This window comes from Corynebacterium sp. (assembly GCF_043426755.1).
GTDB lineage: Bacteria > Actinomycetota > Actinomycetes > Mycobacteriales > Mycobacteriaceae > Corynebacterium.
Genome location: NZ_JBHWRP010000040.1, coordinates 16372 through 29348 on the forward strand (window position 1 = coordinate 16372; position 12977 = coordinate 29348).

7 protein-coding genes are annotated in these 12977 nt (G+C 62.4%); 3 read left to right on the forward strand and 4 right to left on the reverse strand.

The annotated features are described in order from the left end of the window. The first annotated feature begins 39 nt into the window (after positions 1-39). The 3 genes from ACHFGA_RS03815 to ACHFGA_RS03825 all read left to right on the forward strand — a co-directional run bounded on the left by ACHFGA_RS03815 (position 40) and on the right by ACHFGA_RS03825 (position 8319). Positions 40-1878: a FadD32-like long-chain-fatty-acid--AMP ligase gene (locus tag ACHFGA_RS03815; RefSeq protein ID WP_394281103.1), complete on the forward strand. Its 1839-nt coding sequence runs from the start codon at positions 40-42 to the stop codon at positions 1876-1878. A 115-nt stretch (positions 1879-1993) separates the two neighbouring features. Then, the gene (gene pks13, locus ACHFGA_RS03820) at positions 1994-6766 is read left to right on the forward strand and encodes a polyketide synthase Pks13 (protein ID WP_394281104.1); all 4773 of its coding nucleotides are present in this window, start codon (positions 1994-1996) and stop codon (positions 6764-6766) included. A gap of 11 nt (positions 6767-6777) precedes the next feature. Further along, positions 6778-8319, forward strand: a complete 1542-nt coding sequence (locus tag ACHFGA_RS03825; protein WP_394281168.1) for an acyl-CoA carboxylase subunit beta — start codon at positions 6778-6780, stop codon at positions 8317-8319. Between the two features lie 173 nt (positions 8320-8492). On the opposite strand, the gene ACHFGA_RS03830 is transcribed toward ACHFGA_RS03825, so the two are convergent. From ACHFGA_RS03830 to ACHFGA_RS03845, 4 genes are all read right to left on the reverse strand, one after another. Next, a complete protein-coding gene (locus ACHFGA_RS03830) occupies positions 8493-8855 on the reverse strand; it encodes a DUF3054 domain-containing protein (RefSeq protein ID WP_394281105.1) in 363 nt (120 codons plus the stop codon). A 124-nt stretch (positions 8856-8979) separates the two neighbouring features. Next, entirely contained in the window at positions 8980-9999 is a 1020-nt protein-coding gene (locus tag ACHFGA_RS03835; protein ID WP_394281106.1) for a YbhN family protein, read from the reverse strand. Beyond that, positions 9996-12287 (reverse strand): MMPL family transporter, encoded by a 2292-nt coding sequence (locus tag ACHFGA_RS03840; protein ID WP_394281169.1) that lies wholly within the window; start codon positions 12285-12287, stop codon positions 9996-9998. The genes ACHFGA_RS03835 and ACHFGA_RS03840 overlap by 4 nt, the downstream gene beginning before the upstream one ends. Before the next feature lie 11 nt (positions 12288-12298). Further along, positions 12299-12976, reverse strand: a complete 678-nt coding sequence (locus ACHFGA_RS03845) for an NYN domain-containing protein (protein ID WP_394281107.1) — start codon at positions 12974-12976, stop codon at positions 12299-12301. Between the last annotated feature and the right edge of the window lies 1 nt (position 12977).

A 12977-nucleotide genomic window follows, 5' to 3' on the forward strand; every position in this document is an offset into this window, starting at 1 on the left:
TAACTAACTGACTGGCCCCCGAAGACACAAAGGACTCCCATGGATCTTTCCAAGCTGATCGCACAGTTCTACAGCGAAGACGGCTCGATTGCACTCGCGCCACAACTCACCCTGGCCGGTATGGCCGAGATGATGTACATGGGTGACCTGCAACTCGGCGGGGGCGAACGCCACTGCATGCGCTTCTGGGACTATTCCGAGAACCGCGAAGGTACCCCGGTGGATTACAACCGCACGGAGATCAATACCCGCATCAAGGCGGTCGCGGCGCGCCTGCAGCAGGTGGGCAAGATGGGCGACCGCGCGGCCATCCTCGCAGGTAACTCGCCTGAATATATCTTCGGTTTCTTGGGCGCGCTCTATGCCGGCCAGGTTCCGGTGCCGCTCTATGACCCGGAGGAGCCAGGCCACGGCGATCACCTCAAGGCTGTGCTTGGCGATGCCGGAGCGAAGACCGTGCTGACCAACACCCGTTCCGCCGGCACGGTGCGCGAGTACTTCGCCGAGCTGCCGTCGCGGGAACGCCCGCGCGTGGTGGCCGTCGATACGCTCCCAGACAGCCTTGCGCAGTCCTACGTCAACCCTTCGGCGACTCCTGAGGGCCAAATGGCGGCGATGACGCAGACCGTCATGCCGATCGATTCCACCGCGTTCCTCCAGTACACCTCGGGATCCACCCGTAACCCAGCCGGCGTGGAGCTGACCAACCGCTCCATCCTGACCAACGTCCTGCAGATCTACGCTGGTGCGAACCTAAAGATGCCACTGCGCTTGAGCGCGTGGCTACCGCTGCACCACGACATGGGCATCATCTTGACCCTCTTCGTCACCATGCTCGGCCTGGAATTTGAACTGATGAGCCCGCGCGACTTCGTGCAGCAGCCGAAGCGCTGGGTCGATCAGCTGAACAAGCGGGAGGGCGACGAGGACAAGCACATCTACACCGTCGTTCCGAACTTCGCCCTTGAGCTGGCCGCGCGCTACGGCAAGCCGGCAGAAGGCGAAGAGCTAGACCTGTCCCGCCTGGACGGCATCATCATCGGTTCCGAACCAGTCATGGAAGGTGCTGTGAATGCCTTCATCTCCGCGTTCGAAGGCTATGGGCTGGACACGCAGGTGCTGCGCCCGTCGTACGGCTTGGCTGAGGCATCACTGATGCTGTCGACCCCGCAGACCGGCGAACGCCCACTGTTCACCCGCTTCGACCGCGACGAGCTCGCCGCCGGCAAGGCCGTACCAGCCGAGGATGGCGTGCCTTTCGCGTCAAACGGTCAGCCGGTGAGCAACCTGTACTTCACCATCGTGGACCCGGAAACACGCGCCGAGGTTGCCGACGGCGTGGTCGGCGAACTCTGGGCACACGGCGACAACATGGCCGTGGGCTACCTGAACCGCGAAGAAGAAACCGCAGAGACCTTCAAGAACACGTTGGGGGAGCGCCTGGCAGAGGGATCGCGTGTCGACGGCGCACCAGACACCGGCTGGATGGCCACCGGCGACTTGGGCGTGCTGTATGAGGGACACCTCTACATCACCGGCCGCCTGAAGGACCTCGTCGTCATCGCTGGTCGCAACCACTACCCACAGGACATCGAGGCCACGGTCGCCGAAGCATCCGAGCACGTGCGCCCAGACTCTGTGGCTGCTTTCGCGGTGCCAGGGGATGACGTCGAAAAGCTCGTGCTCTTCGTTGAGCGTGCCGACGACGCCTCCGCCGACGGAGATGCTGCCGCAGAAGAGGCGATCCGCGAGGCCGTGACCAACGTGCATGGTGTGGCGCCGCACGAGATCCAGTTCTTCGCACCGCGTGAGATCGCGCGTTCGTCCGCGGGCAAGATTGCGCGCCGTGTGAACCAAAAGAATTACCTAGAGCAGTAACCGGCCACGCCCTACAAGGCGGGGATGGTGTGCCTTTAGTAACGAAGTGAGACAATGGGGCGATAGACTTTTAGTTTCCGTACATAACCGCAGCGGAAGGAAAAGGAAGCGCTCCATGACTCAACAGGAACTGTCCGACTGGATACTCAACTGGGTGTCCGAGGCAACGGACGTGCCCGTGGCAGAACTCGACGTAAACAAGCCACTCGAATCTTTCGGCTTGGCCTCACGCGACGCGGTCGTTCTGTCTGGTGAGTTAGAGAACCTGTTGGGGCGCCAGCTGGATCCCACCATCGCGTACGAATTTCCCACCATCGCCACTCTGGCAGATCGCTTGATCAATGGGCCAGCCGAGGATGAGGCGCGTCCGGTGGCGCGAGAATATCGTCGTACCGCCGCGGAATCGCCGCAGGCCCGCGATATCGCTATCGTCGGGCGCGCCGGCCGCTTCCCGCAGGCCGAGAACGTCGACGAATTCTGGGCGATGCTGGCCGAAAGCCGCACCGCTACTGGCCCGCTGCCCGAGGGACGTTGGTCCGAATACTCCAACGATGAGGTGATGAGCCGCAAGATCGAGGAGCAGAACACCAACGGCGGTTATTTCGAGGACATCGCCAGCTTCGACAATGAATTCTTTGGGCTCAGCCCCGTCGAGGCGGAGAACATGGACCCGCAGCAGCGCATCGTGTTGGAGCTGACGTGGCAGGCGCTGGAAGATGCGCACATTCCGGCGAACCAGCTGCGCGGCGAATCCGTGGGCGTGTTCTTGGGCTCCTCCAGCAACGATTACGGCATGTTGGTCACCGCCGATCCCGCTGAGGCACACCCTTACGCGCTGACCGGTACCTCGAGCGCGATCATCCCGAACCGCGTGTCTTATGCCTTTGATTTCCGCGGCCCGTCCGTCAACGTGGACACCGCCTGCTCCTCCTCCTTGGTGGCAGTGCATCACGCCGTGCGCGCCCTGCGCGATGGTGAGGCCGACGTGGCCGTGGCCGGCGGCGTGAACATCCTGGCCAGCCCATTTGTCTCCACCGCTTTTAGCGAGTTGGGCGTGATCAGCCCGACCGGCGGCATCCACGCATTTTCCGACGACGCCGACGGCTTCGTCAGGTCGGACGCTGCGGGCATCGTCGTTTTGAAACGCGTCGAGGATGCACTTGCCGACGACGACAACATCCTGGCCGTGATCAAAGGCTCCGCCACGAATTCTGACGGCCACTCCAACGGGCTGACCGCCCCCAACCCCGAAGCGCAGGTAGACGTGCTGCGCCGCGCCTACGCGGATGCCGGCATCGATCCGACCAGCGTCGACTATGTCGAGGCACACGGCACCGGCACCATCCTGGGGGACCCGATTGAGGCCACCGCCCTTGGCGAAGTCCTCGGCGCAGGCCGCGAGGCAAAGCACCCCACCTTGCTGGGGTCCGCCAAGTCCAATATTGGCCACTCCGAATCCGCCGCAGGCGCGGTGGCCCTGATCAAGGTGATCGAGGCGCTGGGCCACGACATCATTCCGCCCAGTGTGAACTTCAGCGCTCCCAACCGCTACATCGACTTTGACGCAGAGCACCTCGAAGTAGTGGAAGACTCCCGCGAGTGGCCGAAGTATTCTGGCCGCCGCATCGCTGGTGTGTCCGGCTTCGGCTTCGGCGGCACCAACGCCCACCTTGTAGTCACCGACTTCGATGCTGCCGACTACGAAGTTGAGGAAGCTTCAAGCACCGAGCCCGAGCTGGTGAATCCAGAGAACCCCACCGCCGCCGCGTTGCCGGTCAGCGGTTTGTTGCCGTCTCGTCGTAAAGCGGCCGCGGCAGCACTAGCCGACTTCCTGGAGGGCCGCGCGGACGAAGACCTCGTCCCCGTCGCCCGCTCCCTGGCCCGCCGCAACCACGGTCGCTCGCGCGCGGTCGTGCAGGCCTCCACCATCGAGGACGCCGTCAAGCGCCTGCGCCAGGTCGCCGGCGGCAAGGTCTCCGTGGGCATCGCCGCCGCCGACAGCCCCGCGACCACGGGCCCCGTGTTCGTTTACTCCGGTTTCGGCTCCCAGCACCGCAAGATGGTCAAGCAGCTGGTCGATGTTTCTCCATTTTTCCGCTCCAGAATGGAGGAATTGGACAGATTCATCGACTTCGAGGCTGGCTGGTCGATGTTGGACATCGTGCGTGACGACGAACAAACCTACGACACCAACACTGCACAGGTGACCATCACCGCTATCCAAATCACAGTCACCGATCTGTTGGCGAAGTTGGGCATCACGCCCGCCGCCGTCGCCGGTATGAGCATGGGCGAGATCGCCGCAGCCTATGCAGCCGGCGGCATCAGCGATGCAGACGCCATGCGAATTGCCTGCCACCGCGCCCGACTCATGGGAGAGGGCGAAGAAATGACGGCCGACACCCCACAAGAAGGTGCGATGGCCGTGGTGGAACTGACCCGCGAGGCGTTGCAGGACTTCGTCGATAAGCATGAGGAAGCAGCAGGAATCGAACCTGCTGTGTACGCAGGTCCGGGCATGACCACTGTCGGTGGGCCCGTCGCCGCCGTGGACTACCTGGTGGCCGTGCTGGAGGAGGACGGCAAGTTCGCCCGCAAGATGCGCGTGCGCGGTGCCGGGCACACCTCTGCGCTGGACCCGATCATGGGCGAGCTCGGGTTTGAGATCGCTGGGGTGGAAGCCCAGCCGCTGCGCATCCCGCTGTTTAGCTCCGTGGAACGGGGTCGCGTGTTCGAGCCCGGCGAAGTGGTGCACACCGACGAGTACTTCCTGACCATGACGCGCCAGCCGGTCTACTTCCAGGATGCCATCGAGAAGGCCTTCGACGCCGGCCACATGACGCTAGTGGAAATCTGCCCCAACCCGGTGGCGATCATGGGCATGATGAACACCGCTTTCGCTTCCGGAAAGCCAGACGCGCAGCTGCTGTACACGATGAAGCGTAAGGTCGACGAGGTCGAATCCCTGGTGGACCTGGCAGCAAAGCTGTACGTGCAGGGCCAAGATGTTGACTTCAGCGCCATCTATGGCAGCGGCGATGTCATCTCCGCGCCCTTCACCCAGTTCAAGCAGATCCAGCACTGGACCAAGGCGCGCCCCAACTCCGGCGGGGCGAGCACGCTGCCCGGCGTGCGGGTGGTACTACCCGACGGCAAGACCGCCTTCGGTGCCCAAGCCGACCAAGTCTTCAGCCCCCACCAGCTCATCGAGGCGGCTGCCGAAGCGGTCGCGCCGGGCTCGCGCGTGGTAGCCACGGAGGAACGTGGCTCCCTGCCGGCCTCTGGTGATGTGACCACGCTGGTCGAGTCCACCCTGGGCGGAGTCAGCATCAAGGTTTTCGCCGCCGACGCGATCGTGGCCGAAGGCTTTGCGACGACACTGGCCCTGGATGCCCCGCAGTCTGTGCCGGGTGTCGCAGAGATTAGCCCCAGCACCGACACCGCCGCGGTAGAGGTGGATGAAGATATCGAGCAGATCCGTTGGGACGCCAACTCCGGCGAATCTGTGGAAGACCGACTGCGCGCCATCGTCAGTGAATCCATGGGCTACGACGTCGACGACCTGCCACTCGAGCTGCCACTCATCGACCTCGGACTCGACTCCCTGATGGGTATGCGCATCAAAAACCGTGTGGAAAATGACTTCCAAATCCCACCACTGAACGTCCAAGCACTACGCGATGCCTCCGTGGCCGACGTGATCACCATGGTTGAGGAAGCGGTGGCGGGGGAGGAGTCCTCGGGACCTCGGACTCCTGAAGAAAAGAACGAGACTCCGACAGAGAAGGAGACTCCGGAGAAGAAGGAATCTGCGCAGGGCGTCGGCGTGGCGCCACGTGACGCGTCGGAACGCATGGTCTTCGGTGCCTGGGCCAAGTACACCGGCGCCGCCGCAGCTGGCGTGACCAGCGAACTTCCGGAGATCAGCGAGGAAGAGGCCACCAATATCGCCTCCCACCTCACCGAGCGTTCCGGCACCGAGATCACCGCCGCCAACGTGCGCGAGGCAGCCACCCTGGAACCCCTTGCCAACATGGTCCGCGAAGGGCTCGAGACAGAGGTTGAAGGTAATATCCGCGTGCTGCGCGAGGAAGGTGACGGCCCAGCCGTATTCATGTTCCACCCAGCCGGCGCCACCACCGTGGTCTATGAGCCACTGACGCGCCGCCTGAACAATGTGCCCGTTTACGGTGTGGAGCGCCTCGAAGGCTCACTGGAGGAGCGTGCCGCCGCCTACCTTGATGACGTCGTGCGCTACGCCAATGGCGGCAAGATTGTCCTGGGCGGATGGTCCTTTGGGGGTGCACTTGCGTTCGAGGTGGCCAGCCAGCTGCGCGACCGCGAAGACGCCCCAGAGATCGAATACATCGCCCTGTTGGACACCACCCAGCCACGCGAACCTGTCCCAGACACCATGGAGGAGACGAAGGCCCGTTGGCAGCGCTACGCGGATTTCGCCAAAGACACCTACGGCCTTGAATTCGAGGTTCCGTTCGACCTGCTCGAAACCGCCGGCGAAGAAGCGCTGATGGGAATGCTCGAGCACGTCCTGGCCACCACCGACGCCTCCGAGCACGGCCTGGCCGCCGGCGTTCTGGAGCACCAGCGCGCAAGCTTCGTCGACAACCAGATCCTGGGCAAGATCGACTTCACCCGCTGGGCAGACGTTGACGTGCCAGTGCTATTGTTCCGCTCCGAGCGCATGCACGACGGCGCCATCACTTTGGAGCCGCGTTACGCAGACATCGCCGAGGACGGCAACTGGGGTCAGATCGTCGACGATCTCACCATCGTCCAGTGCCCAGGCGACCACCTGGCGATGCCGGACGAGCCGGTAATCGGTATCGTCGGCAAGCATATGAATGAGTGGATTGAGAGGTTAAGTTAGTGTCCACCAACATGACCACCGAGGAAAAGCTCGCTGACCTGCGCGCCCGCCTGGAAAAGGCGAAGGACCCCGGTTCGGAGCGCGCGCGAAAGAAGCGTGACGACGAAGGCCGCTCCACCCCGCGCCAGCGCATCGACGCGCTTCTCGACGAGGGCTCCTTCGTGGAGATCGGCGCACTTGGTCGCACCCCTGGTGACAAGGATGCTGTCTACTCGGACGGTGTTGTCACTGGTTATGGGCGGATCGACGGCCGTCCCGTGGCCATCTACGCCCACGATAAGACGGTGTACGGCGGGTCGGTGGGCGTGACCTTCGGCCGCAAGGTCGTGGAGGTCATGGAGTTCGCCATCAAGATCGGCTGCCCGATCATTGGTATCCAGGATTCCGGTGGTGCCCGTATCCAGGACGCGGTGACGTCCCTGGCCATGTACTCGGAGATCGCGCGCCGACAGCTGCCGCAGTCGGGCCGCGCCCCGCAGATCTCTATCATGCTGGGAAAGTCCGCCGGTGGCGCAGTCTACGCGCCGGTGACCACTGACTTCGTGGTCGCGGTGGAGGACCAGGCCGAAATGTACGTGACTGGCCCCGCCGTGATCAAGGAGGTCACCGGCGAGGATGTCACCTCTGCGGAGCTGGGTGGCGCGCGCCAGCAGGAGCTCAACGGCAATATCCAGGCCGTCCTGCCCACCGAGGAGGACGCCTTCGACTACGTGCGAGACCTGCTGGGCCACCTGCCCACCTCCACATTCGACGAGGCTCCCGTGGCGTGGGCACCTGCCGACGAGGAGCTTGACGACGAGCACCTCGATTCCTTCATGCCGGATGACACCAACGCCGGTTACGACATGATGGACCTCCTCCCCGAGCTCACCGACGATGGTGATCTATTGGAGATCCAGGAAAACTTCGCGCCGAACCTGATCTGTGCTTTCGGTCGTATCGATGGCCGCACCGTGGGCTTCGTGGCGAATAACCCGATGCACTTCGCGGGCTGCATTGATGCCGACGCCGCCGATAAGGGCGCGCGTTTCATCCGCACCTGCGACGCGTACAACATTCCGTTGGTGTTCGTCGTCGATACGCCCGGTTATCTGCCGGGAGTGGAGCAGGAGAAGGTCGGCCTGATCCACCGCGGGGCGAAGCTGGCGTTTTCCCTGGTGGAGGCGACGGTACCGAAGGTCACCCTGATCGTGCGCAAAGCTTATGGCGGCGCGTACGCGGTGATGGGCTCGAAGAACTTGTCGGGCGACATCAACTTGGCGTGGCCGACCGCGCAGATCGCGGTCATGGGTTCGGCGGCGGCCGTGGTGATGATCCAGGGCAAGCAGCTCGCCCAGATCGAGGACGAGAACCAGCGCGCCTACATGAAGAAGGTCTTCATGGATTTCTATGACGAAAACATGACCTCGCCGTATGTTGCCGCCGAGCGTGGCTATATTGACCATATGATCCAGCCGTCTGAGACACGCATTGCTTTACGACGAGCACTGCGTCAGCTGCGTACTAAGGACGAGGTGGATCTGCCCAAGAAGCACACTATTTCCCCGCTCTAGGGGTGCGGGGTATGATCTGCGAAGAATCGTCAAAAAGACACTAGAAGAAGGAAGAAATTATGTTGAGCAGTGCCGTTGATATCGCATTGGACATCGTAGGCTACCTGGCGTGGTTGGTCGCCAGCTTGGGTGCTGGCGACCCACTCTACAACCTGGGTCTGATCTTCTAGACCCTACTGGCGGGCAGCGGACTTGCGGCCAAACAGGCCGGCAATGCCGCGCCAGCCCAGCATGAGCAGCGCGCTCATGACGGTGGCCACGATCACGAAGGACCAGTGGGGGATCGCCTGATTGCGCACGCCCCAAATGGCCAGGCCCACCACCACGGTGATCAGCCAGACCCATACGCCGCGGCCACCACGGCCCTCGCGCACAATGATCCAGCCCATCACCACACCGACCACGAATGGCCAGAGAGTGGACAGAAAGCCCATGAAGTTGAAGGGCATGTCCTCGGATTGATGTGCCATGCGGGCCAAAAGGGCGAACACGGCGATGGCGACAAGGTCAATAGCAATGGCGGTGGATTTCTTCACGCCGATAACCTTAGCACCCTGCCCTTTCTCACAAACCGATATAGTCCTCGCTACATAGTGCGTATAGCTTATTGAAAACCACATGGTTACGCGCACTATGGGCAGAGGACTATATCGGTTTGCGTTATTCGGCCGCCGCTTCGGAGCGTCCCAGCATGAATCCCTTGCCCGCGTACTTCACCAAGAAGACGATCCAACCAATGACCGTGATCAGGGCGAAAGAGATGAGGCGGTAAATCACGGTGGCGGCGGTGGCGTCGACAAGCGTCATCCCGGAGGCGACCAGTGCGCCAGCGGTCAGCGCCTCCACGGTGCCCACACCGCCGGGGGTAATTTGTGCGGTGCCGGCCAGCTTCGCCATCACATAGCCCATGGCCACGCCCATGACGGTGGTTTGATTCGGCTCGGCTGTAAAACCGGGCGCCACGTCCACCACGGACCACACTGCAAAGTACAAGGTCAGAGCGTCAAGCAGCCGATTGAGCAGCGAGTAGGCGGAAGCGCCGGCAAAGGAGCGACCGCTCATTTCTACGGTGGCGAGCTGGTCGACAACTTTTTCAGTACTGGGGCGGATCTTCGTCGGCAAGTAAGCGGCCCACCTTCGCAAGACCGCAGGGTTGCGTGTGGCCCAGTACACTGCGACGATCACCAAAATCGTCACCGCCAGCGTGAGCAGCAAGGTGAGCAGATTCAGGTCGGCGCCTAGGAAAAGGACGGCGGCGATGCCGATCAGTACCAACCACATCGTCGAAATGACGGAGCTGACCACCAGAAACCATCCGCATAGCGCGACCGTGGCACCCCAGGATCTTTGCACGCGGTAGGTCAGCCACGCCGAAAAGGCCGGACCGCCGGGTAGGGAGGTGGACCATGCGTTGGACACGAGGGTGACAGACGTGGTTTCTTGGATGGAAATGTTGAGGCCGCTGCCGGAATTCATCAACAGGCGCATGACTTCGGCCATGGCCACTAGTGCTGCGACCGCGGTAATTACGGCGCAGACAAGTGGCAGGGGTTGCGCCTCCAGCAGGGTGTAGAATGCTTCGCCGAGGAAAGGAAGATCATCGCGAAACGCAACGAGCAAAATGATCAGCACCACCAGCGGTGCTAACCATGTGATCCATTTCTTCAGCGTCGTGTTCACTTGTTGCGCTCAATGCGTTTCATCAGCTCCGAAAACGGGATCAGTTCGGAGTTTTCGTCGGCGCTGACGCCACTGCGGGCGTGGGTCGAAGCGATGACGGCATCTTCCATTTTTGGTTCATCGCTTATCGACGAAGGCTGTCGTCGTTGGGTGCTGTGGCCCTCGGAATCGTCGCCGATCTTCTGGTAGATCTTCTTCACCCAGCGTGGTGCCCACCAGTTGTCCTCGCGCAACTCATGCATGACGGCGGGGACAAGTAGGAGGCGGATCAGGGTGGCGTCGAGGGCAAGGGAGAAGATCATGCCGAAGGAGATGTACTTCATCATCACGATCTCCGAGAGTGCGAAGGCTGCGGCCACAACGATCATGATCAGTGCCGCGGCGGTGATGATACCGCCGGTGTGCGCGGTGCCGTACTTGATGGCGTTGTCGGTAGTCGCCCCCTTGGCGCGGGCCTCAACCATGCGCGAGACGAGGAACACCTCATAGTCGGTGGAGAGGCCGTAGAGGATGGCGATGATCAGGACGAGCACCGGGCTCATCAGCGGACCTGGGGTGAAGTTGAACAGGCTTGAACCGAGGCCGTTGACGAACATGAGGGTGAGGAAGCCGATGGTGGCACCCAGCCCCAGCACGTTCATGATCACCGCCTTGATCGGTAAGATCACGGAGCCGAACAGCACCGTCATCAGGATCAGGGTGGCCAGCACCATGTACAGGAACATCCATGGCAGCTTCTCGGTGAGGGCCTCGATGGACTCCACCTCCATGGCCGGGGTACCGGAAACGTAGAGGTCGACCCCTTCTGGTGCGTCGATGGCCCGGAGTTGATCGATGACGTAGCTGCCGTTGTCGCGGTCGGCTAGGCCGGCGGAGAGCACGGTGGTGCCGTCGACGGTTTGGGTGGCCGGCGACATGGGGGCCGCCAAGCCATCGACTTCGCGGGTCTGCAGGACAACGTCCACCAGCTGCTCGTTGGTGGCGCCCGTGACGACGAGTTTCACCGGATCGGTGCGGAACTGCGGGAACTCTTCGTTGAAGGTGTCTTGTGTCTGGCGGACCTGGTTCGTCGGAGGAAGGTAGGCCTCATTGATGCCGCCAAGCTTAATGCCGGCGATCGGCAGTGTAAGCAGGATCAGGCCACCTGCAACGACAACGATGACCTTCCTGGAGTTGCGCATCGCCCAGGAGGGGAGCTTGAACCAGATCGTGTCTTCGAGGCGGCGCGCGGTGCGTGAGGTGCGGCGCACCGACCACTTATCGATATTGTGGCCCAGCATGCCGAATAGCGCGGGCAGCACTGCCACGGAGATCAGTGCGGCGAGGGCCACGGCAGCGATCGCACCGTAGGACACGGACTTTAAGAAGGCCTGCGGGAACATGAACAGACCTGACAAAGCCACGCCCACCATCAGCGCGGAGAAGAACACCGTCTTGCCCGCGGTGGCGGTGGTGATGGCGACGGCCTCGCGCACCTCGGTGCCCTTGTCCAGTTCTTCGCGGAAGCGGGAAACCATGAACAAGCCATAGTCGATGGCAAGGCCCAGGCCGAGCAGCGTGATCACGGACTGGGAGAAGATGTTGACCTGGAAGAAGGCGGCGATGATGGACAAGATCGCCAGACCACCGATGATGGACAAGATGCCCACGATCAGCGGCATCGCCGCGGCAACCACACCACCGAAGACGAACAACAAGATCACGGCCACGGCGACAACGCCGAGGATCTCGGCGCGGGCAATGTCGTCGGCCATGCCATCGTCAAGTGCATCGGCCACGGCCGTGGCACCAGCAACTTCAACGGTGGCATCGCCAGGCAGCTCGACGGACTTCGCGGCCTCTTCCAGCACGCGATAATCCTTCAGCGTTTGCTCACCGTCGCCTTCCAAACCGATGGCGGCGAAGGCGTAGCGGCCATCGTCGGTAATCTGCTGCTGGTTAGGGGAGGCGAAATAGCTTTGCACGTGGGCGATCTGCTCGTCGTACGTGCGCTCCAGCTCTACGATGGCGGCGTTGGCGGCGTTGAAGACTTCGGGATCGGTCACCCGGTTGCCCTCGCCGGCGTCCACCATCAGGATCACGTCGCCGGAGTTGTCGCGCCCAAAGGTCTCCTGCTCGATGACCGCGGCGGTCGTCGAGTCAGCGCCTGGGTCCTCCCAACCTTCCTGGCTCATGCGCTGGTCCAGCTTGGTGCCGAACAGGAAGTGCAGGAGCAGGATGATCACGACGACGACCAGCGGAATGACCTTGCGAAACCGGAAAGCGAAGTGGCCCCACCTATAAAACAAATGTGCCTCCGTTACTGGCGAGTGTTGTTGAGCAACGCTGTCAGCGGACGGAATGGCTGCAACCATGCGCCGTCATCTGGCAACTGATCCAGGTTAATCCGTGGCAAAGGCTCACGAAAAACACCGGGAATGTCTTCCAAGTCTACGAAGTTGATGGATTCGGAGGCGACAGCCCATGAGGCGTGTTCGTGGAATCCCAGCACAGTCACAGGGAGGCCCTCGTCGACAAGCGTGTCGATGGTCTCCATAAAGTTCTGCCCATCGGCGCTAGCGATGACCACGCCCTTGAGCACGCCCTCTTCGTGGCGGCGTTTGATGTGGGCGATCATGTCTGGGTCCACGTCGGAGTCTTCGTCGGACTTCGGCTTCGCGAACACTGCGAAACCGACGTTGCGCAGGGCCTCCACCCAGGGCCGCACAACGTCGGCGCCGCCTGGGGTGACGTTGGTGAACACGGTGGCTTCGGGTTCGATGTGGCGCTCGGCGGTTTCATTGAGCACCGCCGCGCGTTCGATCAGCCAGCGGCCGACCGCGTCGAAGCGTGGGCGGTAGGCGGCTGTCGGGCGGCCACCAAGGATCGCGCCGAGCCCCATGTCCAGGTTCGGGGCGTCCCAGACCAGCAGCAATGAGTCTGGCCCAGGGGCGGCGCCGGGGGTGTAGGGGTGGGTAATTTCGTGTAAATCAGTCATA

Coding starts and splice junctions, on each gene's coding strand:
- ACHFGA_RS03825 (WP_394281168.1), top strand. CDS start 6,778: ATGACCACCGAGGAAAAGCTCGCTGACCTGCGCGCCCGCCTGGAAAAG.
- pks13 (WP_394281104.1), top strand. CDS start 1,994: ATGACTCAACAGGAACTGTCCGACTGGATACTCAACTGGGTGTCCGAG.
- ACHFGA_RS03815 (WP_394281103.1), top strand. CDS start 40: ATGGATCTTTCCAAGCTGATCGCACAGTTCTACAGCGAAGACGGCTCG.
- ACHFGA_RS03845 (WP_394281107.1), bottom strand. CDS start 12,976: ATGACTGATTTACACGAAATTACCCACCCCTACACCCCCGGCGCCGCC.